24 protein-coding genes are annotated in these 25,095 nt (G+C 64.8%); 10 read left to right on the forward strand and 14 right to left on the reverse strand.

Annotated elements, in window-relative coordinates; all coding sequences use genetic code 11:
- Positions 1-28 precede the first annotated feature (28 nt).
- The gene (locus FFS37_RS14815) at positions 29-703 is read left to right on the forward strand and encodes a TetR/AcrR family transcriptional regulator (protein WP_137931690.1); all 675 of its coding nucleotides are present in this window, start codon (positions 29-31) and stop codon (positions 701-703) included.
- Positions 704-707: 4 nt separating this feature from the next.
- Here the strand turns inward: FFS37_RS14815 and FFS37_RS14820 are convergent, their stop codons facing one another.
- The 4 genes from FFS37_RS14820 to hisS all read right to left on the reverse strand — a co-directional run bounded on the left by FFS37_RS14820 (position 708) and on the right by hisS (position 6,128).
- Complete coding sequence (locus FFS37_RS14820) at positions 708-2,480, reverse strand: AMP-binding protein (RefSeq protein ID WP_137931691.1); 1,773 nt, start codon at positions 2,478-2,480, stop codon at positions 708-710.
- An 82-nt stretch (positions 2,481-2,562) separates the two neighbouring features.
- Entirely contained in the window at positions 2,563-3,261 is a 699-nt protein-coding gene (hisG, locus tag FFS37_RS14825) for an ATP phosphoribosyltransferase (RefSeq protein ID WP_137931692.1), read from the reverse strand.
- The gene (locus FFS37_RS14830; RefSeq protein WP_137931693.1) at positions 3,258-4,379 is read right to left on the reverse strand and encodes an ATP phosphoribosyltransferase regulatory subunit; all 1,122 of its coding nucleotides are present in this window, start codon (positions 4,377-4,379) and stop codon (positions 3,258-3,260) included. The genes hisG and FFS37_RS14830 overlap by 4 nt, the downstream gene beginning before the upstream one ends.
- 246 nt (positions 4,380-4,625) lie before the next feature.
- Complete coding sequence (gene hisS / locus FFS37_RS14840) at positions 4,626-6,128, reverse strand: histidine--tRNA ligase (RefSeq protein ID WP_137931694.1); 1,503 nt, start codon at positions 6,126-6,128, stop codon at positions 4,626-4,628.
- 252 nt (positions 6,129-6,380) lie between these two features.
- Here hisS and FFS37_RS14845 point away from each other — a divergent pair, with 252 nt between their 5' ends.
- On the forward strand, positions 6,381-6,632 hold the full coding sequence (locus FFS37_RS14845) for a hypothetical protein (protein ID WP_137931695.1): 252 nt from the start codon (positions 6,381-6,383) through the stop codon (positions 6,630-6,632).
- A gap of 2 nt (positions 6,633-6,634) precedes the next feature.
- Here the strand turns inward: FFS37_RS14845 and FFS37_RS14850 are convergent, their stop codons facing one another.
- A complete protein-coding gene (locus FFS37_RS14850; RefSeq protein ID WP_137931696.1) occupies positions 6,635-7,273 on the reverse strand; it encodes a DNA-3-methyladenine glycosylase I in 639 nt (212 codons plus the stop codon).
- Positions 7,274-7,484: 211 nt separating this feature from the next.
- Between FFS37_RS14850 and FFS37_RS14855 the strand changes: the two genes are divergently transcribed.
- Positions 7,485-8,216: a L,D-transpeptidase gene (locus FFS37_RS14855; protein WP_137931697.1), complete on the forward strand. Its 732-nt coding sequence runs from the start codon at positions 7,485-7,487 to the stop codon at positions 8,214-8,216.
- 301 nt (positions 8,217-8,517) lie between these two features.
- A complete protein-coding gene (locus FFS37_RS14860; protein ID WP_137931698.1) occupies positions 8,518-9,438 on the forward strand; it encodes a bifunctional 5,10-methylenetetrahydrofolate dehydrogenase/5,10-methenyltetrahydrofolate cyclohydrolase in 921 nt (306 codons plus the stop codon).
- A 12-nt stretch (positions 9,439-9,450) separates the two neighbouring features.
- Here FFS37_RS14860 and glcF read toward each other — a convergent pair whose 3' ends face one another.
- The 5 genes from glcF to FFS37_RS14885 form a co-directional block, all read right to left on the reverse strand.
- Positions 9,451-10,776 carry a glycolate oxidase subunit GlcF gene (gene glcF, locus FFS37_RS14865; protein ID WP_137931699.1) on the reverse strand — a complete coding sequence of 442 codons (1,326 nt, stop codon included), beginning with the start codon at positions 10,774-10,776 and terminating at the stop codon, positions 9,451-9,453.
- A gap of 65 nt (positions 10,777-10,841) precedes the next feature.
- Positions 10,842-12,047, reverse strand: coding sequence for an FAD-binding protein (locus FFS37_RS14870; RefSeq protein WP_137931700.1), 1,206 nt, complete (start codon positions 12,045-12,047; stop codon positions 10,842-10,844).
- A gap of 157 nt (positions 12,048-12,204) precedes the next feature.
- Entirely contained in the window at positions 12,205-12,717 is a 513-nt protein-coding gene (locus FFS37_RS14875) for an endonuclease domain-containing protein (protein WP_137931701.1), read from the reverse strand.
- 2 nt (positions 12,718-12,719) lie between these two features.
- Complete coding sequence (locus FFS37_RS14880; RefSeq protein ID WP_137931702.1) at positions 12,720-14,216, reverse strand: FAD-linked oxidase C-terminal domain-containing protein; 1,497 nt, start codon at positions 14,214-14,216, stop codon at positions 12,720-12,722.
- A 282-nt stretch (positions 14,217-14,498) separates the two neighbouring features.
- Positions 14,499-15,821 carry a DUF3422 family protein gene (locus FFS37_RS14885; protein ID WP_137931703.1) on the reverse strand — a complete coding sequence of 441 codons (1,323 nt, stop codon included), beginning with the start codon at positions 15,819-15,821 and terminating at the stop codon, positions 14,499-14,501.
- Between the two features lie 207 nt (positions 15,822-16,028).
- Here FFS37_RS14885 and FFS37_RS14890 point away from each other — a divergent pair, with 207 nt between their 5' ends.
- Genes FFS37_RS14890 through FFS37_RS14900 form a run of 3 tightly spaced genes read left to right on the forward strand, consistent with a single transcriptional unit; the run spans position 16,029 to position 18,801 of the window.
- Positions 16,029-16,832 carry a FadR/GntR family transcriptional regulator gene (locus FFS37_RS14890; RefSeq protein ID WP_137931704.1) on the forward strand — a complete coding sequence of 268 codons (804 nt, stop codon included), beginning with the start codon at positions 16,029-16,031 and terminating at the stop codon, positions 16,830-16,832.
- A 25-nt stretch (positions 16,833-16,857) separates the two neighbouring features.
- Positions 16,858-17,994, forward strand: coding sequence for an alpha-hydroxy acid oxidase (locus FFS37_RS14895; RefSeq protein WP_137931705.1), 1,137 nt, complete (start codon positions 16,858-16,860; stop codon positions 17,992-17,994).
- A gap of 33 nt (positions 17,995-18,027) precedes the next feature.
- A complete protein-coding gene (locus FFS37_RS14900; protein WP_137931706.1) occupies positions 18,028-18,801 on the forward strand; it encodes a metallophosphoesterase in 774 nt (257 codons plus the stop codon).
- 32 nt (positions 18,802-18,833) lie between these two features.
- On the opposite strand, the gene FFS37_RS36455 is transcribed toward FFS37_RS14900, so the two are convergent.
- The 4 genes from FFS37_RS36455 to FFS37_RS14920 form a co-directional block, all read right to left on the reverse strand.
- Positions 18,834-18,965 carry a hypothetical protein gene (locus FFS37_RS36455; protein WP_013893872.1) on the reverse strand — a complete coding sequence of 44 codons (132 nt, stop codon included), beginning with the start codon at positions 18,963-18,965 and terminating at the stop codon, positions 18,834-18,836.
- A gap of 277 nt (positions 18,966-19,242) precedes the next feature.
- Positions 19,243-20,517 (reverse strand): methyltransferase family protein, encoded by a 1,275-nt coding sequence (locus FFS37_RS14910; protein WP_137931707.1) that lies wholly within the window; start codon positions 20,515-20,517, stop codon positions 19,243-19,245.
- 2 nt (positions 20,518-20,519) lie between these two features.
- Positions 20,520-20,972 carry a hypothetical protein gene (locus tag FFS37_RS36015; protein WP_210240458.1) on the reverse strand — a complete coding sequence of 151 codons (453 nt, stop codon included), beginning with the start codon at positions 20,970-20,972 and terminating at the stop codon, positions 20,520-20,522.
- A 319-nt stretch (positions 20,973-21,291) separates the two neighbouring features.
- Positions 21,292-21,990: a type 1 glutamine amidotransferase gene (locus FFS37_RS14920; RefSeq protein WP_137931807.1), complete on the reverse strand. Its 699-nt coding sequence runs from the start codon at positions 21,988-21,990 to the stop codon at positions 21,292-21,294.
- An 87-nt stretch (positions 21,991-22,077) separates the two neighbouring features.
- Between FFS37_RS14920 and FFS37_RS14925 the strand changes: the two genes are divergently transcribed.
- The 3 genes from FFS37_RS14925 to FFS37_RS14935 all read left to right on the forward strand — a co-directional run bounded on the left by FFS37_RS14925 (position 22,078) and on the right by FFS37_RS14935 (position 24,995).
- The gene (locus FFS37_RS14925; RefSeq protein WP_137931708.1) at positions 22,078-22,728 is read left to right on the forward strand and encodes a hypothetical protein; all 651 of its coding nucleotides are present in this window, start codon (positions 22,078-22,080) and stop codon (positions 22,726-22,728) included.
- 31 nt (positions 22,729-22,759) lie between these two features.
- Positions 22,760-23,494: a 16S rRNA (uracil(1498)-N(3))-methyltransferase gene (locus FFS37_RS14930; protein ID WP_137931709.1), complete on the forward strand. Its 735-nt coding sequence runs from the start codon at positions 22,760-22,762 to the stop codon at positions 23,492-23,494.
- Between the two features lie 127 nt (positions 23,495-23,621).
- The gene (locus tag FFS37_RS14935; RefSeq protein ID WP_137931710.1) at positions 23,622-24,995 is read left to right on the forward strand and encodes a glutamate--cysteine ligase; all 1,374 of its coding nucleotides are present in this window, start codon (positions 23,622-23,624) and stop codon (positions 24,993-24,995) included.
- The last annotated feature ends 100 nt before the right edge of the window (positions 24,996-25,095 follow it).

Genomic DNA, 25,095 nt, shown 5'->3' on the forward strand with positions numbered 1-25,095 from the left:
TGCGCATGGCGATGAAGGTCTTGATCAGATGAAAGCGGACAGCGCGCCGGCAAGAGCCAGAAAGCAACCCGAGGGCGCCTCGCGCCCCAAGACGGCTCGGCAGACGCTGAGCCGCGAGGCCTGGATCGCGGCGGCCCGCAAGGTGCTTGAGAAGCGCGGCATCGGCGAGGTCAAGATCGACCGCCTCGCCCACCAGTTCAAGGTGACGCGCGGCTCCTTCTACTTCCACTTCACCAGCCTGGCCGACCTTCGCGAGGGCCTGCTGCAGAAATGGCGCGACATCAATTGCCAGCCCTTCTGGGCCATGCGCGAGATGCGCGAGATCGATGGCCTGCAGTTCTTCACCGACATCGTGCATGTCTGGGTCGACGAGGCGCCGTTCAGCCCGCTGCTCGATCTCGCCGTGCGCGACTGGTCGCGAACCTCGCGAAAGCTCGAGCAGGAGGTCAAGGACATTGACGATTTGCGCATCGAGCTCCTGATCCGCTCTTTCCGCGCCATGGGTTACCCGCCGGACGAGAGCCTGGTCAGGGCCCGCATCACCTATTTCCACCAGATCGGCCAGTATGCCCTGTCCTTCAAGGAGGATCCGGCGGTGCGCAGGAGCTACCAGCCGCTGTTCGGAGAGGTGCTGCTCGGACCGCTCGTGCAGGAACCGGGTACGGCACCGAGGCCGAGCGAGGGGCGCGGCGGGCGGCGTTAGCCCCTCACGCCGTCTTCTGCGCCACCAGTCCCAGTTCCTCGACCATCGCTTCGCGCATCAAAAACTTCTGCGGCTTGCCGGTCACCGTCATCGGCAGTTCGGTGCGGAAGCGGATGTGGCGCGGGATCTTGTAGTGGGCGATCTGGCCGGCGCAGAAGTTCCTGATCTCCTGCTCGGTTGCGATCTGGCCGGGTTTCAGCACGATCCAGGCGCACAGTTCCTCGCCATATTTCTGGTCGGGAATGCCGAACACCTGCACTTCCCGGACCTTGGGGTGGCGGTAGAGGAATTCCTCGACCTCTCGGGGGTAGACGTTCTCGCCGCCGCGGATGACCATGTCCTTGACCCGGCCGACGATGTTGCAATAGCCCTCGGCGTCGATGGTGGCGAGGTCGCCGGTGTGCATCCAGCCGTCGCTGTCGATCGCCTCGCGGGTCTTGTCGTCGTCGTCCCAATAGCCCTTCATTACCGAATAGCCGCGCGTGCAAAGCTCGCCCGAAGCACCCACGGCGACGGTGGCGCCATCGGTATCGACCGCCTTGACCTCGACATGCGGGTGGATGCGCCCGACGGTGGAAACCCGCTTTTCCAGCGGATCGTCGGTGCTGCTCTGGAAGGAGACCGGGCTGGTCTCGGTCATGCCGTAGGCGATGGTCACCTCGGCCATATGCATCAGCGACACCACCTTCTTCATCACCTCGATCGGACATGGCGAGCCGGCCATGATGCCGGTGCGCAGGCTGGAGAGATCGAAGCTCGAAAAATCTGGATGGTCGAGCATGCCGACGAACATGGTCGGCACGCCGTAGAGGCCGGTGCAGCGCTCCTGCGCCACCGCCTTCAGCGTCAGGCCGGGATCGAACCCCTCGCAGGGGAAAACCATGGTGGCACCCTTGGTGACGCAACCCATGGTGCCCATCGACATGCCGAAGCAGTGGTAAAGCGGCACCGGAATGCAGAGCCGGTCGTCGGCCGTGAGTTTGATCGCCGAGGTGACGAAATTGCCGTTGTTGACGATGTTGAGATGGGTAAGTGTGGCCCCCTTGGGCGCGCCGGTCGTTCCCGAGGTGAACTGGATGTTGATCGCGTCGCTCGGCTTCAGCCCCTCGGAAATTCGGTCGAGGCTGTCATGCTCGTCGCGGCCGGCCATGGCCAGCACGTCGCCGAAATTGAACATGCCCGGCGAGTTCTCCTCGCCCATGCGGATGACGATCCTGAGCGAAGGCACCTTCGCCGCTTTCAGCTTTCCCGGCGTCGCCGCGGCCAGTTCCGGCGCCAGCGTCTCGATCATTCCCAGATAGTCCGAGGTCTTGAAGCTGGCCGCGGTGACCAGCGCCTTGCAGCCTACCTTGTTCAGCGCATAGTCCAGCTCGGTCAGTCGATAGGCCGGATTGATGTTGACCAGGATCAGGCCTATGCGAGCGGTGGCGAATTGCGTCACCAGCCACTCCCAGCGATTGGGCGACCAGATGCCGACGCGGTCGCCCTTCTCCAGGCCAAGCGCCAGGAAACCGGCGGCCAGCGCGTCCACGGCGTCGGACAGTTCGCTCCAGGTGAAGCGCTTGTCCTGGCCGACGAAGACGGCGGCGTCGAGCGTGCCGTATCTGCTGACGGTGTCGGAAAACAGTGCAGGAATGGTCTTGTCGAGCAGCGCTACCTTGCGCTCGCCCGAGACATGCGCCCTGCCGTCCACGGGGGCGATGAAGACGCCGCCGGCGCGCGCGCCTCGTCCACGCAGATTGGTGGCGTTCATGAGCTCGTCGAGTTTGATCGCCATCGCCGTTTCCTCCCGGGATGAGTGAACCTATCAGCCCGCCGGGGCAGAGGGAACCTCGTCGATGGTTGGAGGCAAATCGCCGTTATCCGATCGCCACCGCCATTTTGGCGGCGATGTCGCGCAACAGGAGCTCATCGGCAGCGTCGCGCTGTTTGCGCGAGGCCACCAGACAGGCCTGCGACTTCAAGACGATACCGTCGCCCAGGACCTTGAGATGGTTGGCGCGCAGCGTCGAGCCTGACGAGGTGATGTCGACAATGACATCGGCAAGGCCGGCCGCCGGCGCACCCTCGGTGGCGCCGAGGCTCTCGACGATGCGGTAGACCTGGATGCCATGCTTCTGCGAGAAGAACTGCTGGGTCAGCCGCCAGTATTTGGTGGCGATCCTGAGCCGCCGGCCATGGCGCTGGCGGAAATCGGCGGCGACGTCGTCGAGATCGGCCATCGTGTCGACGTCGAGCCAGATTTCGGGCACGGCGACCACGACATCGGCATGGCCGAAGCCGAGACGGGCGACGATCTCGGCGCGGGCTTCCCAGTCGGCGAGATTTTCGCGCACGAGATCCTCGCCGGTAATGCCCAGATCGACCGCGCCCTGGCCGATCTCGCCGGCTATCTCCGAAGCCGACAGGAAGGCCACCTCGACATTGTCCAGGCCCTCGACGCGAGCGTGATACTTGCGCTCGTCGCCGGGCAGGCTGACCGCGAGCCCGGCCCTGGCAAGCACGTCCAGCGCCTGCTCTTTCAGACGGCCCTTCGACGGGATCGCGAGCGTGATCATGATGCCGTCTCCCGCAACGCCTCGATGCGGTCGAGCCAGACCGAGAAGCCGACGCCGGGGATCGCCGTCCTGGCGCCCAGCAGCGTCAGCAACCGATCGTAGCGGCCGCCACCGGCCAAGGGACGCTCGCCGTTGGCGGCGGCGATTTCGAAGACAACACCCGTGTAGTAATCCAGCGGACGGCCGAAGGCCGCGTCATAGCGGATGTCCCTGGCCGGCAGGCCATGCGCTTCGATCGCCTTGGCGCGGGCGGAAAACTTCTGCAGGGCCACGCCCAGCGAAAGCCCGGCGCCGGCGGCGAAAGCCTCCAGGGCGCGAGCCGCGCTGTCGAGCGGCACGTCGATCGCCAGAAAATCCTTCAGGGCAGCGAAGGCCTCGCTGGAAAGCCGCACGCTGCGCAATTCGGCCTTTTCTATCAGCCGGCGGGCAATGTCGGCGGGCGCGCGCCCGGCGGATGCCGGCAGACCGGCCTCTTCCATGCCGCCGGCGATATGGGCCGAAAGACCTTCGACGTCGCCGTCCAGGACAAGGGTGGCGACATCGCCTGACAGCTGGCCGTTGCGCGGCGGGTTGGCGAGGTCGGCAAGGGCGGCCTCGAGCATCGGCGCCGAGCCGAAGGCGCGGGCAAGCCGCATGCGCCAGCCGCGCGGCAGGCCGAGTGCCGCCAGCACCGCCTCGAAGATGCCCTGGTCGCCAAGCGTGATCGCCAGCGGCTGGCCCGGCAGCACCAGCGAAAGCAGCGCATGCGCGTCTGCCACAGAGCGGGCGTCGGCCTCGGCCGTGTCGCGGTCGCCCAGATCCTCGATGCCGGCCTGGAAGAACTCGTTGCCGCCTTCGCGCCGCTGGCGGAACACTTCGCCCAGATAGGAATAGCGGCGCGGCGTGCCGGCCTGGCTGGCGATGTGGTCGAGGCAGACCGGAATGGTGAATTCCGGCCGCAGGCACAGCGTCTTGCCGGTCTCGCTCTCGGTCAGGAAGATGCGGCGCCGCAAATCCTCGCCGGCCATGTCGAGGAAGGGATCGGCCGGCTGCAGCACGGCGACCTCGACCGCGTGGGTGTTACGGGCGGCGAAGAGGTTTGTGATGTCCGTGGAGATGGAGGGGTAGCGGGAGGTCATGTGCTGCGCCCTTGCATCGCCCGACCCTCTGGTTTGGGAACAGAAGGTCGACCAACGATTGGCGCTCTACGGCGCCCCCCTCTGTCCTGCCGGACATCTCCCCCACGAGGGGGGAGATTGGCAGTTGCGCCGACGGCGCTTTTTCTGAACGGTTGGTGGTTGGCGGAAGCAGTCATGACATCCGATCTCCCCCCTCGTGGGGGAGATGTCCGGCAGAACAGAGGGGGGCGCGACGGAACGCGGCCTCTACTTGCCACGCGCCCTCTCCTCGGCCTGCGCCGCCAAAATCTTTCTCACCTCTGCCACCAGCTCACCTTCCGCCACCGTCACCTGCGCCGGCCTTGCCGCGCGCCATTCGGCGTTGTCGGTGATTTCAGCGGACATGCGCGCGCCTTCGATCAGGTCCTTGATCTGTATCTCGCCCTTGGCGCGCTCGTCGCCGCCCTGGATGATGGCGACCGGGCAGCCGCGCCGGTCGGCGTATTTCAGTTGCGCCTTCATGCCGGCGCCGCCGAGATACATTTCCGAACGGATGCCGGCGGCACGCAACTCACTCACCATTTTCTGGTAGCGGCCAAGGCTTTCGGTGTCCTTGTCCATGACCAGCACCACGACGGGCGCGATCACGTCGGCGCTGTCGAGCTTGCCGAGATTCTTCAGCGCCGTCATCAGCCTGGAAACGCCGATGGAGAAACCGGTCGCCGGGACTGGCTCGCCGCGGAAGCGCGAGACCAGGCCGTCATAACGTCCGCCGCCGCCGACCGAACCGAAGCGCACGATCTGGCCGTCCTCGTTGGGAATCTCGGCCAGAAGCTCGGCCTCGAAGACCGGGCCGGTATAATATTCCAGGCCGCGCACGACGGAACGATCCATGGCGACGCGGTCCTCAGCGTACCCTGCCGCCCTGACCAGGGCTTCGATCGTTGCCAGCTCGCCAACGCCTTCCTGGTAGGTCGGGTTGGCGCTGACGCTGCCATCCTGGCCGGCCTGCGCGTTGCGCGCGGTTGCCAGGAGAACCGCCTCGGCCTGCTTATCATCCAGCCCCGCGCCCTTGGCGAAGTCGCCCTCGCCTTCCTTACCGCCGTCCCAGCGCCCCGGGCCGAGCAGAAGCCGCACACCGTCCGGTCCCAGCTTGTCCAGCTTGTCGATGGCGCGCAGCACCGTCAGCCGGCGGCCGGCATTACCCTCGCCGCCGAGGCCGATCGCCTCCAGAACGCCGTCCAGAACCTTGCGGTTGTTGACGCGAATGACGTAGTCGCCGCGCCTGATGCCGAGCGCCTCCATGACATCGGCCATCATCATCGCCATCTCGGCGTCGGCAGCGACGCCCGGGGTGCCGATCGTGTCGGCATCGAACTGCATGAACTGGCGGAAGCGGCCGGGGCCGGGCTTTTCATTGCGGAACACCCAGCCGGAGCGATAGCTGCGGTAAGGCTTCGGCAACCGTTCGAAATTCTCGGCGACGAAACGCGCCGTCGGCGCGGTCAGGTCATAGCGCAGCGACAGCCACTGGTCGTCATCGTCCTGGAAGGAGAACACGCCCTCGTTCGGGCGGTCCTGGTCGGGCAGGAATTTGCCCAGCGCATCGGTGTATTCGATCAGCGGCTGGTCGGCCGGCTCGAAGCCATAGAGCTCATAGACCGAGCGGATCGTCGCCATCATCTTCTCGACGGCGCGAATATCCTCGGCACTGCGGTCGGCAAAACCGCGCGGCAGCCGCGCTTTCGTCTTTTCCGATTTGTCGGCCATGGGATTTCGTCCGGTGTTTCGTGTTGCTGAAAACTCAACAGCGCTGCGATTTTCGCAACGCGCGTGTCCTAACTTATGAGGCTCTACCCGGCAAGACCGGCGGCGGGCACGGTTATCCCTATGCGGAGTGGTACGCGGGGGCGTCCGCCGAAACAAAAACGCACCGAAAATGAAACAATCCCGCCATCAGTGCAGCATCGTGCCGACACAATCGCGGCCGATATAGCCGACCACAGTGAAGGGGCACGGGACATGACCAGCGCGGTGAAATTCCACAATGAAAGCAGTGCAGGCGAAATGCCGGCGCGGCTGCGCCCGGCACATGTCCACACTGCCAGGGTGGCCGGCCAGCCGGCCGGACCGTTCGAGGTTCCCGCCGATACCGGCAAAGGATCGTCCATGCGCGAGGCGCTGGTGACCGGCCTGCTGGTGATCTATCCGGCCGTCGCCACGGTGACGGCGATCGTGGTGGGCCTTTTCCTGGCCGGCGCCAGCGGCGCCTGAGACTATCCCGGCCGCCTGAAAGCCTTGCGCTGCTTCTCGACCTCCTTGCGGCAGACACAACCCTCGAGATGGTCGTTGACCAGGCCCATCGCCTGCATGAAGGCATAGACCGTGGTCGGACCGACGAACGTCCAGCCGCGCTTCTTCAGTTCCTTGGAGATCCGGACCGACACCGCGGTGGTCGGGTTTGCGCGCAGATGCGCGAGGTCGACAATCGCGGGCCGTTCGTCCTTGCCGGGCTCGAACTTCCAGAACCACGCGGCGAGCGAGCCGAATTCGTCGACCATTTCGCGGGCACGCTTGGCATTGTTGATGGTCGAGACGATCTTGCCGCGATGGCGGATGATGCCGGCATTGCCGAGCAGGCGCTCGACATCCTTGTCGGTGAAGGCGGCGACCTTGTCGAAATCGAAGCCGGCGAAGGCCTCGCGAAAATTCTCGCGCTTGCGCAGGATGGTCAGCCAGGACAGGCCCGACTGGAACCCCTCCAGGCAGATCTTCTCGAACAGCCTGCGGTCGTCGGCCACCGGCCGGCCCCATTCGTGATCGTGGTAGTGCAGGTAGTCCGGCAGATTTCCATGCCAGAAGCAGCGCACCGCACCGTCAGGACCGGCAAGCAGGCCGGTATTTTCATCGCTCATTGCGCAAGATCCATCCGTTAACGCGCTTTCGCGCTGCTTTTACCGTGGCTTTACCAGATTCCTGAACCGGCCGGTAACCACACCAAAAGGTTTACCGGCAGAACGGCATTTTACGCATTCCGATTCATGTTTCGGTTGCTGCTCGCCGCCAATGATCGCGAAAACCGGGAGCGTTTCTTGCCCGGGTGTCCGACGATCAAGGTGCGTTCCGATGAAATTCCTGCTTCCTTTGTTCAGTGCGGCGATCCTTGCCGCAAGCGTCATGCCTTCGCACGCAGACGACCGCTATGCCGACAGGCCGCCGGTGATGGTGAGCCCCGATCTTTCCGCACCCTGGGTGCTGCAGCTCGGCCACGCACCGGGCATCGTGCGGCAGAACCGGCAGGCCGTGCAGCAGCAGCCCCGCGTGCGCTATGCGCAGCCCAACCGGGTGCAGACGGCGGGTGTGCCGGCGCCGGCCAAACGCATGGTGATGCGCCCGCAGATCAACCCGATGTACCTGCCGCAGGAAGTTGCCTATGACGGCAAGCAGAAGCCCGGCACGATCGTTATCGACACCCACCAGAACTTCCTCTTCCTGATCGAGAAGGACGGCAAGGCGCGGCGCTACGGCGTCGGCACCGGCAAGCCGGGCTTCGAATGGTCGGGCACGCACAAGATCACCAACAAGCGCGAGTGGCCGGATTGGCGCCCGCCGACCGAGATGATCAAGCGCGAGGCCGCCAAGGGCCGCTACCTGCCGACCTACCTCGCCGGCGGCATCGAGAACCCGCTCGGCGCCCGCGCGCTCTACCTCGGCACGACCGAGTACCGCATCCACGGCACGAACCAGCCCTGGACGATCGGCGGCGCGGTGTCGTCGGGCTGCATCCGCATGCGCAACGAGGACGTGGTCGACCTCTATGAGAGGGTCAATGTCGGAACCACCGTCGAGGTGATATGATCGCCGTGACGAATCACTGATCCAGCTCCGGCTGGATCGGAAGGAATAACGGGGGACGGGTCGTATGGGGATGCGGCCGGTCAGAAAGGGCAGCGCGGGAAACCGCGCTGCCCTTTTCGTTTAAGGTTCGTGCCGCAGGGAGCGGCAAGTCGTCCCGGAAGCAGGACGGTTCGCATTTCGGGGCTGATTTCCCGGCCTGCCTCTGCTATTGCAGCGCACAATTAGTAGTTTTGCGTAATTCCGCAGGGAGACCGGCTTCGGATTTTCCCTGGAATTGCCTGAGAAGGCAGAGGTGCCCATCATGAACCGGATCGACGACAGCCGCTATCTCAGGGGTGGCCCGGTCGCCCAGCGCATCATCGCCTCGGTGCGCGAAGACGCGGCGATCGCCACAGCGGAAGGCTTTCCGCCGAAACTGGTTTCTATCACCGTTGGCGACACCGACGCCGTCGACGTCTATGTGCGCAACCAGCGCGCCAAGGCCGCCCTTGCCGGCATCAGCTTCGAGGAGAGGCGCTTCGCCGCCGACATCACCGCGGGTGAGCTCGAAGCCGCCATCCACGGCCTCAATGCCGATCCACGCGTCACCGGCATCATCATCCAGCGGCCGGTTCCCGCGCATATTCCGATCAAGACATTGCAGGCGGCAGTGCATCCGCTGAAGGATGTCGAAGGCATGCATCCGGCCTCGATCGGCAACATCGTCTACAACCAGCTCGATCTGGCGCCCTGCACGGCGGCGGCCTCGGTCGAACTGCTGAAGGAAACCGGGCTCGAGCTCAAAGGGCTCGAGGTCGTCGTCGTCGGCCATTCCGAGATCGTCGGCAAGCCGATCGCCTTCCTGCTGATGAGCGAGGGCGCGACAGTGACGGTCTGCCATCACATGACCCGCTCGCTCGCCGCGCACGCGAGGCGCGCCGATGCGCTGTTCGTCGCCGTTGGCAAGCCGCGGCTGATCAAGGCCGATATGGTGAAGCCCGGCGCCTGCGTCATCGACATCGGCATCAATTCGGAAATCGGCCCCGATGGCGAAAGCCGCATCGTCGGCGACGTCGACACCGACAGCGTCAAGGAAGTGGCGTCCTGGATCACGCCGGTGCCGGGCGGCGTCGGCCCGCTTACTGTGGCGATCCTGCTTCGCAACACCATGGTGGCGCTCAACCGCCAGCGCGCGCTCTATCGCGCGACCTACGGCGTGGCGGACCAGCTCGCGGCGGAATAGCGCGGCCGCGTCCTATTCTGCGGCTACGAGACTTTCTTCCCGGACACCTTCGGGCCTTGGACCGCCATAAGCCCAGTCGAGCAGCTTTACCGTGTGCACGACCGGCATGCTGGCGGCCGAAGCGATCTGCGTGATACAGCCGATGTTCCCGGTGGCGACGATTGCGGCGCCGGTCGCCTCGATATTCTTCACCTTGCGGTCGCGTAGCCTGGCCGAAATCTCGGACTGCAGGATGTTGTAGGTGCCGGCCGAACCGCAGCACAGGTGTCCCTCGCGCGGCTCGCGCACGATGAACCCGGCCTTGGCCAGAAGCTCCTTCGGCTGGCGGGTGATTTTCTGCCCGTGCTGCATCGAACAGGCCGAGTGATAGGCCACGACCGTGCCGGGCTTGCGCGCCGGCTCCGGCAGCTCGATGCCGGCCAGATATTCGGTAATGTCCTTGGCCAGGGCGGAGACTCGCGCGGCCTTGGCGGCGTAGGCCGGGTCGAGGCGCAGCATGAAGCCGTAATCCTTGATCGTCGTGCCGCAGCCGGACGCGGTGATGATGATGGCGTCGAGCCCACCCTGATCGATGGCGCGCGTCCAGGCATCGACATTTTGCCTCGCCGAGGCAAGGGCCGCCTCTTCGCGCCCCATATGATGGACCAGCGCGCCGCAACAGCCTTCGCCGGGCGGCACCACGACCTCGATCCCAAGCCGCGTCAGCAGCGAGATGGTGGTTTCGTTGATGGCCGGATCAAGGACCGACTGGGCGCAGCCGGTCAGGATCGCGACACGGCCTCGTTTCGCTCCCTGCCCGGCATGACTGCCCGGAGAGGCCATCGGCGAGGCCGCCGGGATTGAAGCCGGTGCGAGCTTCAGCATCGCGGCCAGCGGCTTCAGCGCCTGTATCCTCTCGAACAGGCCGATGAAGGGCCTGCCCAGTTTCGCCAGTTTGAGCGCGGCGCGGAACCGCCGGGGATAGGGCAGAACGAAGGCCAGCATCGCGCGGGTCAGCCGGTCAATCAGCGGTCGCTTGTAGGTCTCCTGGATATGGGCGCGGGCATGGTCGACCAGATGCATGTAATTGACGCCGGACGGACAGGTGGTCATGCACGCCAAACAGGACAGGCAGCGGTCGATATGGGTGACGATCTCCTTGTCGGCCGGACGGCCGTTTTCCAGCATGTCCTTGATGAGATAGATGCGGCCGCGCGGCGAATCCAGCTCGTTGCCCAGCGTCACATAGGTCGGGCAGGTGGCGGTACAGAAGCCGCAATGCACGCATTTGCGCAGGATTTTCTCCGACTCAGCAACGTGGGGGTCGGCAAGCTGGTTGGGCGAAAAATTGGTCTGCATCTCTGACGCTCTGTTTAGACGCAATTCCCGAGCGAAAACCGTTTCACAGTTTTCCTGGAATTGCTCTAGGCCATGCGGCCGGGATTGAGGATGTTCTTGGGATCGAATTCCTGCTTCAGCCGCTGGCCGAGCGCGGCCAGCGCCGGCGGCTGCGGCTCGAACACCGGCAGGGCGGCGCGATGGGCAGGCGCAGCGCGCGCCAGCGTCGCATGACCGCCGCCATGTTTCCTCAACAAGCCTCGCAGCAGGGCGGCCTCAGGGTCGCCCTCCTCCATGCGTAGCCAGACCAGCCCGCCCTGCCAGTCGTAGAAGGCGCTGACGGCGGCCTGCATGCGCAGCGTCAGCACCATCTGGTGAGCCTGCGAAGGCGCCATCGACACACGCCAGACCGGTTTGTCGCTGCCGTCGGCAAAAGGCTTGCAATCGCGCACATCGCGCCAGATCAGCTGCGAAGCCTCGCCGGCAATCTCCTCCAGCGGCCCGGCCTTGCCGAACAGCGTCTTCAGCGCCGCAATACGATAGGCGACGGACGGGCCAAAACCTTCGACGCGCAGCAGCGTAGCGGCTTCGCTGCCGAGCGCGCCACCGGCGACCCGCGCGGCGATGCGCTCCGGCAGATGGGCGGCGCTCGACACTTCGGCGCTGGAGCCGAGCGCCAGCGCCATGGCGCTTGCCGCAGCATCGTCGAGCAGGCCGCGCACCGCGAGCGTCACCTCGGTCTCGGCTGATGGCAGCACCTTGAAGGTGACGTCGGTGAACACGGCCAGCGTGCCCCAGCTGTTGGCCATCAGCTTGGACAGGTCGTAGCCGGTGACGTTCTTGACGACGCGACCACCGGACTTGAAGGCCTCGCCGCGCCCGGACACGACGTTGATACCCAGGATATGATCGCGCGCCGCACCAGCCTTCAGCCGGCGCGGCCCTGACAGGTTCGCGGCAAGGACGCCGCCGATCGTGCCTTTGCCTGGCTCGCCGCCAAGCAGCGGGCCATAATCCATCGGCTCGAAGGCAAGCTGTTGGCCATTTTGCGCCAACAACATCTCGATCTCGGCCAGCGGCGTGCCGGCCTTGGCCTGCAGCACCAGCTCGGCGGGCTCGTAAAGCGCGACGCCGGTGAGTTTCGACAGGTCAAGCGTGTGCTCCGTCTGCAGCGGACGGCCGATGCCGCGCTTGGAGCCGTGACCGAGGATTTCGAGCGGCGACTCTTCCGCCACCGCCCAGGCAATGGAGGAGAGGACTTCGTCCGGGGTGGTCGGGGTGAAGGTGGTCAAAGCCTGTGCTCCCCACTCTGTGGCCACCTGAACTCGCTTTCACAGAGGCGAGGAAACATCGATGGTCGAAATCGCTGCCTTGGAAGGCTTGGGTTCCTCGCCCCCACAAAGTGGGGGAGAGGTGGCTCGGGCGAAGCCCGAGACGGAGATGGGGCCATCATAGAGCGCCACCTGCGGATTTTTTAGCTGTAAAAACGAACCTCAGATCCGTGGCGATCACGCCGTCAGCTAGTCGTCCTTCGAGTGCCGCAAGAATGGTTTCGCAGACACTCCGGGGGCTCTTGAGAACATCGACGTTCCAGAAGCGAAGCACTGAAAACCCCTCGCCGCGCATGAATTCATCGCGTCGTCTGTCATAGGAGCTCTCGGCGTGCTGCCCCCCATCCAACTCGACGACCAGCTTTTCGCTGCGACAGGCAAAGTCTGCGAAGTACGAACCAAGCGGCATCTGCCGAACGAATTTGTAGCCGCCCAGCCTTTTGGCCTTCAGTTCACTCCAGAGGGTAGCCTCAGCCTGGTTGTCCCCGTGACGGAGCACGCGAGCACGGGCGATCTTTTCGGGCGACCGGCGGCTTGGCTGATAGGGTGTCCCCCTCTCCGTCTCGGGCTTCGCCCGAGCCACCTCTCCCCCGCTTTGCGGGGGCGAGGAACCCCCGTTCTGATAAGCCATCCTCAAAACCTCGGAATGTCCGGAAAGGCCACCTGCCCCCGGTGCACGTGCATGCGCCCGAGTTCGGCGCAGCGGCGCAGTTGCGGGAAGACCTTGCCCGGGTTGAGCAGGTGGTTGGGGTCGAACGCGCATTTGACGCGCATCTGCTGGTCAAGGTCGACCTGGCTGAACATCTCCGGCATCAGGTCGCGTTTTTCGACGCCCACGCCATGCTCACCCGTCAGCACGCCGCCAACCTTGACGCACAGCCGCAATATGTCGGCGCCAAAGCTTTCGGCCTTGTCGAGCTCGCCCGGCACGTTGGCGTCGTAGAGGATCAACGGATGAAGATTGCCGTCGCCGGCGTGGAAGACGTTGGCGACGCCGAGGCCGTATTTTTCCGACAGTTCGCGCATGCCGGCCAGGACGCGCGGGAGTTCCTTGCGCGGGATCGTGCCGTCCATGCAGTAGTAGTCCGGTGAGATGCGGCCGACCGCCGGGAAGGCCGCCTTGCGGCCGGCCCAGAAACTCAGCCGCTCCTGCTCGGACTGCGAGATGCGGCAGGTGGTCGAGCCGTTGCGGATAGCGATCGCCTCGACCGCGGTGATGAGATGATCGACCTCGACACCGGGACCGTCGAGTTCGACGATCAGCAAAGCCTCGACATCCAGGGGATAACCGGCATGGACGAAATCCTCGGCCGCGTGAATCGCCGGCCGGTCCATCATTTCCATGCCGCCCGGAATGATGCCGGCGCCGATGATGTCGGCGACGCATTGGCCGCCCTGCTCGCTGGTCGGGAAGCCGATCAGCAGCGCGCGGGCCGTTTCCGGCTTCTTCAATATGCGGACGGTGACCTCGGTGACGACACCGAGCAGGCCTTCCGAACCGGTCATGACGCCAAGCAGGTCATAGCCTTCGGCGTCGAGATGACTACCGCCGAGCCGCACCACCTCGCCATTCATCAGCACCATCTCGATGCCCAGCACATTGTTGGCGGTGAGGCCGTATTTCAGACAGTGCACGCCGCCGGAATTCTCCGCGACATTGCCGCCGATCGAGCAGGCGATCTGGGAGGATGGATCGGGGGCGTAGTAGAAGCCCTCCTGCTCGACAGCGACGGTGATGCCGAGATTGGTGACACCCGGCTGGGCGACGACGATGCGGTTGGGATAGTCGACCTGGAGGATGCGGTTGAAGCGGCTCATGACCAGCAGAACCGCGTCTTCCAGCGGCAATGCGCCGCCCGACAGCGACGTTCCGGATCCGCGCGGCACGACGCGGATGTTGCGGTCGTTGCAATATTTCAGCACCCGCGAGACCTGGGCCACCGTCTCGGGCAGCACCACCACCAGCGGCAGCTGACGATAGGCGGTCAGACCGTCGCTCTCGAAGGCGCGCATGGCGTTTGCCGCGTCGACCACGCCCTCGCCCGGCACGATGATGCGCATGTCGGCGACAATCTCGTCGCGCCGGCGCATCGTGGCGTCGTCTGGTTTCGGCATCGCAAGGCCGGACATCAGCAGCCCCATTTCCGCTACACTGGTCAAAATCTTTTACCAGTGAAGCGCGTCCGTTGCAAATGCTGCGATAGTGGAGACCATCACTCGATGGCCAGGACAAGCTTCCGCAGCGGCAATCTGCCGCTATCTTACCCTCCCCATCGTGGGGAGTGTCGCGAACGAAGTGAGCGGGGTGGGGGCTGCGCGGCGCTCTACGAGGACCCCCACCCCGTCTCACGATCTTCGCTTCGCTGCGATCATGAGCCGACCCGCCCCACAGGTGGGAGGGTAAAGACGCCGCTACTCGCCCGGGTGCCTGGCCGGTTCGGAATGCATCCGCCGCACGCGGCGCACGCCCCACCAGACCAGCAGGATGGCGACAGGCACGGAGGCGGCGGTGACGACTTCCGGCGCGAAGGCGTGGCCGAAAACAGAAACGCCCTTGGCAACGTAACCGATCAGCCCGACGACGTAATAGGAGACGGCGGCGACCGAGAGGCCTTCGACCGTCTGCTGCAGGCGCAGTTGCAGGCGGGCGCGGTTGTTCATCGAGGCAAGCAGGTCGCGGTTCTGCTTCTCGACCTCGACATCGACCCAGGTGCGCAGCAGCGTCGTGGCGCGGGTGAGCTTGCGCGACAGGTTGGCCTGACGCTCCTCCACCGAGCGGCAGGTGCGCATGGCCGGCGCCATGCGCCGCAGCAGAAACCCCGCCCAGGTGTCGTAGCCCTGGACAGCCTCCTCCTCCAGCGCCTCCAGCCGTTCCGTAACGATGCCGTCATAGGCGCGGCTGGCGCCGAAGCGGTAGAGGCTGGAGGCGGCATCGGCCTCAAGCTCGGCGGCCAGTTCGGTCAGGTCTGCAAGCAGGGTCTGGCTGTCGCGGGTCTGCGCCACCTTCATTTCCAGCGTGGTCTGCGCCAGCCGGTCTTCGATGCGGCGGGCGCGGCCGGACAAGGTCAGCGCCAGCGGCAGACCGAGCATGGCCAGCGTCCGATAGGTCTCGATGTCGATCAGCCGCTGGCACAGGGCGCCGGTGCTGGCCGGCGTCAGGCCGCGATCAAGCACCAGCATGCGGGTCATGCCGTCACCATCCTGCCGGAAATCGGTGATGATGGCGGCCGCGCCCCGCTCGACCAGCGAATAGCACAGGCTCGTCGGATCGAAGGCGGCGATAAGGCGCTCGCTGGCCTGCGTCCATTTGCGGATTTCGAGCCGGATGCCCGAGATGACGGTGCCAGGCGGCGAAAAGCCGTTGCCGAACGGCGAGTCCTCCTGGGTGCGGCCATTTTCGGAAAGCGGCCCTTCCCAGAGATAGGTCGAGAATTCCGTATGCCGCTCCCAGCGCAGCGACCCCTTGCCCCATTTCATGGCATGGTGGCGGGCATGCCGTTCAGGGGCGGCGATGCCGAGGCGGCGCGAGAGTTCCGAGAGCACGGCATGATCGACCGCGGACCCTCCTTCGGTCATGAAGGAGAGCTGGACCAGCACACGCGGCTTATCGACCAGCGGATGCGGACGGGCATGAACCTCGCCAAGCGCGCCCGGGCGTCCCTCATGCGCCGGGAAGCCCATGACGCTGCCCTGGGTGCGCGGCTGGAATTCAAGATTGGACGTCTCGTCCGCCACGGCTGGTCCCCCTGTTCTCGACCTCGCGTGCAGTCGCGTCCCTCTAGGGCGAAACACCAGATGACGCAAACAGCGAGTTTAGCCGGGAACGATCCGCTTCCAGAGCCCCGGAAGCGACCGCCTTCGACGAATTGGATAAATAATTTGACCAGTTGGCGACGCAGGCTTTATTCTGCGCGACACCGGTTCACCTTCCAGGCATGTCCGTTGAGCGATATTTTTTCCAGGATCGAGCATTCGCGCACCGCCGACGAGGTGGTGCAGCAGATCGAGAGCCTCATCCTCGAAGGCGTACTGCGCACCGGCGACCGGCTGCCGGGCGAGCGCGAGCTGGCGCGCCAGTTCGATGTGTCGCGGCCGATCCTGCGCGATGCGCTGAAAGCGCTCGAAGGGCGCGGCCTGCTGAGCACCAAGGCCGGCGGCGGCACCCATGTCGCCGACATCATCGGCCAGCTGTTCACCAAACCGGTGGCGGACCTGATCTCGATGCATCGCAAGGCGGTGACCGATTATCTGGAATACCGGCGCGAGGTCGAAGGCATAGCCGCCGAATACGCGGCGCGGCGCGCCACTCCCGAGGATCTGGCACTGCTCGACCGCATCATGGCGCGCATGGACGATGCGCACCGCACCGGCGATTTCGACGACGAGGCCGAAATCGATGTCGAATTCCATCATGCGATCTGCGAATGCGCCCACAACATCCTGCTCCTGCACACGCTGCGCTCCTGCTACCGGCTTTTGTCGGAAGGCGTGTTCCAGAACCGGCTGCTGGTGTTCACCGTGCCCGGCGCGCGCGAGGCGCTGCTGGCGCAGCACCGGGCAATCCATGCCGCCGTCAAAGCCGGCGATCCGGCCGGCGCGCGGCAGGCGGCCATGGACCACATCACCTATGTCGAGCGATCGATGGCGGAAGCCGAACGCAGCGGCGACTGGCAACGCGTCTCGCGGCTGCGGCTGCGGCAACGTTCGGAAGCCGGCGAGATCGAACCGGCACGCAGCCGCTCCTAATCAACTGATCCAGCGGGGAACCCTCATGAGCGACATTCTAACCATCGCAGACCTCAAGGACCTCGCGCGGCGGCGGGTGCCGAAGATGTTCTTCGACTATGCCGATTCCGGCGCCTGGACGGAGAGCACCTACCGGGCGAACGAAGAGGACTTCCAGAAGATCAAGTTCCGCCAGCGCGTCCTGGTCGACATGAGCAACCGCTCGCTGGAATCGACCATGATCGGCCAGAAGGTGGCGATGCCGGTGGCGCTGGCCCCGACCGGCCTGACGGGCATGCAGCATGCCGACGGCGAGATGCTGGCCGCGCAGGCCGCCGAGGAATTCGGCGTGCCGTTCACGCTGTCGACGATGAGCATCTGTTCCATCGAGGATGTCGCCTCGGCGACGAAGAAACCGTTCTGGTTCCAGCTCTATGTGCTGCGCGACAAGGATTTCGTGCTCAATCTGATAGACCGGGCGAAGGCGGCCAAGTGTTCCGCACTGGTGCTGACGCTCGACCTGCAGATTCTCGGCCAGCGCCACAAGGATGTCCGCAACGGGCTTTCAGCGCCGCCCAAGATGACGCTGGCCAACATCATCGACCTCGCCACCAAGCCACGCTGGTGCCTGGGGATAGCCGGCACCAAGCGGCGCACCTTCCGCAACATCGTCGGCCACGCCAAGGGTGTCGGCGACGTCTCTTCGCTGGCGTCCTGGACGACGGAGCAGTTCGACCCGCAGCTTTCCTGGAAAGACGTTGCCTGGATCAAGGAGCGTTGGGGCGGCAAGCTGATCCTCAAGGGCATTCTCGACAAGGAGGATGCACTGATGGCCGCCAAGACCGGCGCCGACGCGATCGTGGTTTCCAACCATGGCGGGCGCCAGCTCGATGGCGCGTCGTCCTCGATCATGGCGCTGGAAGAGATTGCGGACGCGGTCGGCGACCAGATAGAAGTGCATATGGACGGCGGCATCCGCTCCGGCCAGGATGTACTCAAGGCGCTTTGCCTCGGCGCCAAGGGCACCTATATCGGCAGGCCCTTTCTTTACGGCCTGGGCGCGCTCGGCAAGGAAGGGGTTACCAAAGCACTGGAAATCATCCGCAAGGAGATGGACATCACGCTGGCGCTGTGCGGAAAGCGTCTGGTCACCGACATGGGCAAGGACCAGCTCCGGCGCTAGCCCGCGACATCTGACCACGGAGATGACAAGACGTTGGCGGAATCCGGCATCCATTTCCTCGACGCACAAGGGCCGGACGGTGTGCGTCTCTATGCGATCGGCGACGTACACGGCCGGTTCGACCTGCTCGCCGCAATGCACGGCCAGATCGAGGCCGAGATCGCGAGAGATCGGGTTCGGGACTGGCGCATCATCCATCTTGGCGACTATGTCGACCGCGGCCCCGATTCGAAGGGCGTGATCGATTTCCTGATCGAGGCGCGGGAACGCGATCCGCGAAACCTGATGCTGGCCGGCAACCACGACATCGGCTTTCTCGACTTTCTCAAGACCCCCGACCCCGAAGGCCTGTTCATCCGCTTCGGCGGCATCCAGACCGCGCAGTCCTATGGGGTCGCGATGAACAATGGCAGCGGCATATGGTTCGGAAAGGCCGATTCCGCCTTGCGCAGGGGGCATCAGGCCCTGCTGGAGGCCATGCCGCAAGGCCATGTCGACTTCCTGCGCTCACTGCCGTTCTCAATGAGCTTCGGCGACTTCTTCTTCTGCCATGCCGGCATCCGGCCGGGCGTGGCGCTGGAGAAGCAGAACCCGCAGGACCTGATCTGGATCCGCGATGCTTTTCACGATCACAGCGGTCTCTTCCCGAAGATCGTGGTGCATGGCCACACCCCGGTGCCGGAAGCGGAAGTGATGGCCAATCGTGTCAATGTCGACACGCTCGCCTGGCAATCCGGCATGCTTACCGCGCTCGTCGTGGACGAAGCGGACAAGCGCATACTGGAAATGGCGATAAAGGAAGCCTGATCGCGCGTCGTGGGCGCGAAGGCTGTTCCTGCTTAGCGAAGGGAAGCGGTAACGCCGTAGCCGTCGACGGCGTTGTGATTGTTGGCGGCATCCGCGGCGTAGATACCCAGACCGCAAAGCACGATGGCGGACAGCATGGCAAAGGACAGAAGCGCTGCTTTCACGGAAGTCATCTCTTGTTGAGCTTTCTGCATCTGTGCATGGGACGGTTACCAATGCGTTGAAACGGAAAATACGTCTCAAAGTTTCGACGATTTCGCGCTTCTAGGCGTGTTCTGTATCGGTGGTGTGTCGCACGGGTCACACAAAAGGTTCATCCCGGTTGCACAGCCGATTGCGGAGCGCGCGCCTTCTAGGATGTCGGGCGCACACAAGCCAAGGATGAAAGGTGTTTTCCCCAGACGGATTCAGGGCCGCGTGCCAATTATGTCACGCCTTGCGTCAGGCCGCCTTTTCGCGCCTGGGCAGGCAGCGCTGCATCCTTGCCCACAGACCGTGGCGGGCAATGAACTCCTGGTATTCGCGATAGGCCGGATCGGCCGCGAGATGGCGCTCCTCGGTTACCGCGCGCAGCCAGTAGACCGCATTCACGCCGGCGAGCAGCAGGCACGACTGCACGGCCGTCGTCCAGCCCATCGTGCTCAGGAACGGCATCGAGATCATCCACCAGCTGATGCTCTTGCAGAGATAGGCGGGATGCTTGACCCAGCGATATGGCCCGTTGGTTATGATGCCGCGATTGGTGAGGTTCGAGAACCGCAGGCCAAAGGAGACGGTCGCCCAGACATAGACCAGAACCAATGCCAGAATGATGCTGCCCCAGAGTCCGTAAAGCAACGGGTACGGCCCGAGGAAATGAACCCAATAGGCGCCGTCCTGATCATAGGCCAGATATTGGACCCCGACCGAACCCCAGAATGGCGGATAGCAGAACAGGCAGACCACCCATCCTGCGACAGTCGGCTCGGCCGAGCGTATCTGGCTGTCGGTCAGGCGCAAGGTGAGCGCATAGGCGACCGTGCCGAAGAGAACGTCGACCAGATAGAGAAAGTCCATGCCGAAGGAGAAGAAATGCTCGAAATTGTCCATCGGCATCGGTGGCGAACGTGCCCAGAGCGCGGCGAGATCATTGCTGGTGTAGATGAACATCAAGGGCAGGAAGAAACCCTTGATGATCCAGCCTCGGCCATGTGCCGCGAGCATCGACCGGTCGGGTCGACCGCCGGCGATGAGGCGGCCAAGCTCGGCATAGGCATCCTCGGGCTGGCGCTGCCGGCGGTCGACAAAGGCGATGTACACGGGTGAAAGCAACACCAGCGCCGGCAGGCAGTAGAACGCCGCCTGCTTGAAGGGATCGTAAAAACCATCGGCATAGACCGGCAGCAGCCAGTAGAGCGCCGCGACGACGCCGATGGTGAGCCACAGCCCGGCCAGCTTGCGCAGGGTTCGCCTTGCATCGAACGGCCGCAGCGGCGCCGCGGACAGGCCGGATGACGCATTGAGGTGCACCCGGTAGACCTGAAGGTCGACGACGACCATGGCGAGCGCGACGACGGCGAGAACGGCGAGCGTCTTGACGTAATCCGGCTGCTGCCACGAACGCAACGCAACCACAGCCGCGACCATGGCTGCAAGACCGGCGATGCCACTCCATGCCCCGGTTGCCGATCGCGGCGGCGCATCGGCGGCACGCAGCCTCTTCGGATCATCCAGCAAGGTCAGCCAGCGCCGCTAGTGCCACCGGAGGTGTTGCCCGAAGTCTGGCCGCTGCTGCCGCTCGTGCCGCCGCTGGTGCCACCGGAGGTGTTGCCCGAGGTCTGGCCGCTGCTGCCGCTCGTGCCGCCGCTGGTGCCACCGGAGGTATTGCCCGAGGTCTGGCCGCTGCTGCCGCTCGTGCCGCCGCTGGTGCCACCGGAGGTATTGCCCGAAGTCTGGCCGCTGCTGCCGCTCGTGCCACTCGATCCATCGCTGATCTTTCGTGACCTGGGCTCATTGCCTCCCCAGAAATCACAGGCTCCGCCGCGAGGCGTGCACATCGAGGCCAATTGCACCTCCGGGGCGCCGATTGCCGGTTTCATCAACCGCCGCAAGTCGCCGGCGACATGCGCGACCGCGACGCATGTGCCACCGGCGACAAGCGTGAACCCTACGACAAACCCAACGAGCCTCATGACAAGCCCCCCTGCCAAGAGCGACACGAGGCAATGCGCAAGAGTTGCTGCCTTGGAGACGCAGCCAGAGATCCCGCTGGACCCACCCAGCGGGGTATCATTGCCCTCGCGCACGACCGCTATGTGCTCAATCTGCAGTCAGTAGAAGGCAGCATCGCGAACGGCGCCAGTCGTCATATGACGGTTGCGCTGCGTTTTCATGTTGGGGCCCCCGCGGCCCCGTTCAGGCCGTAATCCTGGGGATCTCCGCGATGCCATGGCACGGTGTCATGGCAATAGCGATACGCGGCTTCGGTCGATCGGCGGCTCGGTTGCCGGCTCAAATCGTCGCCACCCAGGCGCGGGCGATCGCGAGGCCCGCGGCATCGGCCTGCGGCCCGTTGCGGGCCATCTCGCCATCGAGCTTGCCGGCCCAGTCGGGATGGCGCGCGGCGATGGTCGGCGCGAAGGAGGAACTCCAGTCCTTCACCATCGGGCGGTCGGCCTCGAAATGGAACTGGAAGCCGTAGACGGCGCGGCCGACGCGAAACGCCTGGTTTGCGGCAACTTCGTTGCCGGCCAGCCGAACTGCATTCTCCGGCAGTTCGAACGTATCGTCGTGCCATTGGAAGATCGGGAATTTTTCCGGCAGGTCAGCCAGCACCGGATCGGCTTTGGCGTCCGGCGTCAGCGACACGCCACGCCAGCCGAACTCATTGGCGCCGCCGATGCGGTTCTCGCCACCAAAGGCGCGGGCGACGAGCTGGCTGCCGAGACAGATGCCAAGCACGGAACGATCCTTGCCAGCAAAATCCCCGATAAGTTCGAGCAGTGCCGGGAAATAGGGGTACTCAGCGTCGGCCAGCGCGTTCTGGCCGCCACCAAGCACCACCATGGCATCGTGGCCGGTTGCGTCCTGCGGCAGCGGATCACCCTTGTAGGGCGAGCGCACGTCGAGATCGGCACCCGTTTCGGCGAGCGCCGCACCGACCTGACCGAGGCCGGTATTGTCGTAGTTCTGGACCACCAGCACCCGCATCGCAAACCCTGCTGACATGAAAAAGATGCCAGGAGCGATATCATGGCGCCGGCATTCCAGCCAAGATGCGTATCCCAGGAGAGAACTATGCCACTGCAGAACCGGGTCGATCCGTTCGGCGCCATCCATGCGGTGCCGGAGCGCGGGCTGTTCACCGGCAACCGCGGCATCATCCACGACCCCGCGACGAAGACGCTGTTGAAGAAGCGCTGGGCGCTTCACGCCTGGATCATCTGCGTGTGCCAATTCCGCAACGTGCGACGCGAGCCGATGGGCCGCAACCGGCCGGGAGGCAAGGCCGGCTGGACCGAACTGTTCTTCCTCGACGAGGTGACGGCGCTCGCCGCCGGGCATCGCCCCTGTTTCTTCTGCCAGCGCGAACGCGCCAAGGAATTCGTCGGCCGCTTCGGCGAAGCCTTCGCGATTGCCGAACCGCGCGCGCCGCAAGTGGACAAACGGCTGCACAAGGAGCGGCTGGCTGCGGGCGGCAAACCGCCGGCCGTGACGGTGGCCGAGCTTGCCCGCCTGCCCGACGGCGCGATGGTCTCGGCTGGCGGCAACGCCGCCTATGCCTTGCGTCACGGCAGCGCGATGCGCTGGTCTTTCGGCGGATATGGACCGCCAGCCGCCCTTGCCCAATTCGGTGATGAGCCACTGGCATTGCTGACGCCGGCGACGACGCTTGCCGTCCTGCGTCACGGCTTTCGGCCGGTGTGGCATCCCTCCGCCGAGGCTTGACGCCGGCGACCGCCTCGCCCATTCCTCGGCCATGCGCGCAAACTACAAGATGCAACGCCTGTTCGTGCCCGATGATCTCGGGCCTGAAGCCGAATTCGAGCCTGGTCAGCAGCAGAGCCATTATCTCCTGCATGTGCTGCGGCTTGACGAAGGCGCGGAGATCCTTGTCTTCAACGGCCGCGACGGCGAATGGTCGGCGGTCATCGCGGCGAAATCGAAGCGCGCGGTGCGGCTCAAGGTGCTGGCGCCGCAACGGCCGCAGCCGCCGCTGCCCGACCTCGTCTATTGCTTCGCGCCGCTGAAGCAGGGCAGGCTCGATTATCTCGTGCAGAAGGCGGTCGAGATGGGCGCCGGCGTCCTGCAACCGGTCATCACCCAGCACACGCAAGTGCCGAAACCCTCGATCGACAAGCTGCGCGCCAATGTCGTCGAGGCCGCGGAACAATGCGGCATCCTGGCCGTGCCGGAAGTGCGCGAGGCTGAAAAGTTCGAGCGCATGCTGACGGGTTGGGACAAGGAGCGCCGGTTGATCTTCTGCGACGAGGATGCCTCCACCAACAATCCGCTGCCGGCCCTGCAGGTGGTGAAGGACAGGAAACTCGCATTGCTGGTGGGTCCGGAAGGTGGCTTTTCTGACGAGGAACGCAGGATGTTGCGCGCCCTTCCCTTCGTCACCGCGATCCCGCTCGGACCACGCATCCTGCGCGCCGACACGGCGGCGGTGGCCGCGCTTGCCGTGATGCAGGCAACGATCGGAGACTGGTAAGCGCTCTTCCTTCCCGCTTGCCTTCAATTCCTCTTGACCTGTGGCTCAGGATTTTTCGCTTGATCGGCTGCTGACAATTCGTCCATTTACCGCCGGCGGTCGCTCGACCGTCTCTGAGGGCACAGCCATGGCGCGCGATACCACCGATTTCCGGCCGATCGAGGACTTCGAAGAACTCGTCTCCCATCTGGCCGAGGGCAACAAGCCGCGCGACAAGTGGCGCATCGGCACCGAGCACGAAAAATTCCCCTTCTATGTCGACGGCAACGAGCCGGTGCCCTATGGCGGCGAACGCGGCATCCGCGCCATCCTCGAAGGCATGCAGCACAAACTCGGCTGGGATCCGATCGTCGATGACGGCCGCATCATCGGCCTCGTCGAGCCGACCGGCCAGGGCGCGATCTCGCTGGAGCCCGGTGGCCAGTTCGAGCTTTCCGGCGCGCCGCTGGAGACGATCCACCAGACCTGCCGCGAGGGCAATGCGCATCTGGCGCAGGTGCGCGAGATCGCCGAACCGATGGGCATCCGCTTCCTTGGCCTTGGCGGCAGCCCGAAATGGTCGCTGGCGGAAACGCCGAAAATGCCGAAGTCGCGCTATGAAATCATGACGCGCTACATGCCCAAGGTCGGCACCAAGGGCCTCGACATGATGTACCGCACCTGCACGATCCAGGTGAACCTCGACTTCGAGAGCGAGGCCGACATGCGCCGCAAGATGCAGGTGTCGCTGAAGCTGCAGCCGCTGTCGACGGCGCTATTCGCCAACTCGCCCTTCACCGACGCGCGGCCGAATGGCTTGCAAAGCTGGCGCGGCGACATCTGGCGCGACACCGACAACCAGCGTTCCGGCCTGCTCGAATTCTGCTTCTCGCCCGACTTCGGCTTTGCCGACTATGTCGAATGGGCGCTCGACGTGCCGATGTATTTCGTCATTCGCGACGGCCACTATCACGACATGACGCACCATACCTTCCGCCAGTTCATGGCCGGTGCGGCGCGCAACGAAGTGCCGGACGGTTTGCCGACGATGGGCGACTGGGCGAACCATCTGTCGACCCTGTTCCCGGATGTGCGCCTGAAGCGCTTCCTCGAAATGCGCGGCGCCGATGGCGGCCCCTGGCGGCGCATCTGCGCGCTGCCGGCGTTCTGGGTCGGCCTGCTCTACGACGAAGCCGCGCTCGACGCGGCCGAGGCGCTGACTTCGAGCTGGACCTATGGGGAAGTGCTGGCGATGCGCAATGCCGTGCCTGAGCTCGGCATATCCGCGCCCTTCCGCAACACCACGCTGCGCGAGATCGCGCGCGATGTTATGGCCATTTCGCGCATGGGGCTGAAGAACCGCGGCAGGAAGAACCGCGACGGCTATGATGAAACCTCGTTCCTCAACACGCTGGACGAGGTCGTGGCGCGCGGCACCACCAGCGCCGAGGAGATGCTTTCGGCCTATCACACACGCTGGGGCGGCTCGATCGAGCCGGTGTTCATGGAATACGCCTATTGAGCGATCCGGATCGTCGCGGCCGCTCGCAAGAGAAAGCCGCTTCAATCGGCGATTGAAAGGAACTAGGTTTCTCCGAAGAGGATACTTCCGGAGGAGAAGC

The sequence above is a fragment of the Mesorhizobium comanense genome, from assembly GCF_005503535.1.
GTDB classification, from domain to species: domain Bacteria; phylum Pseudomonadota; class Alphaproteobacteria; order Rhizobiales; family Rhizobiaceae; genus Mesorhizobium; species Mesorhizobium comanense.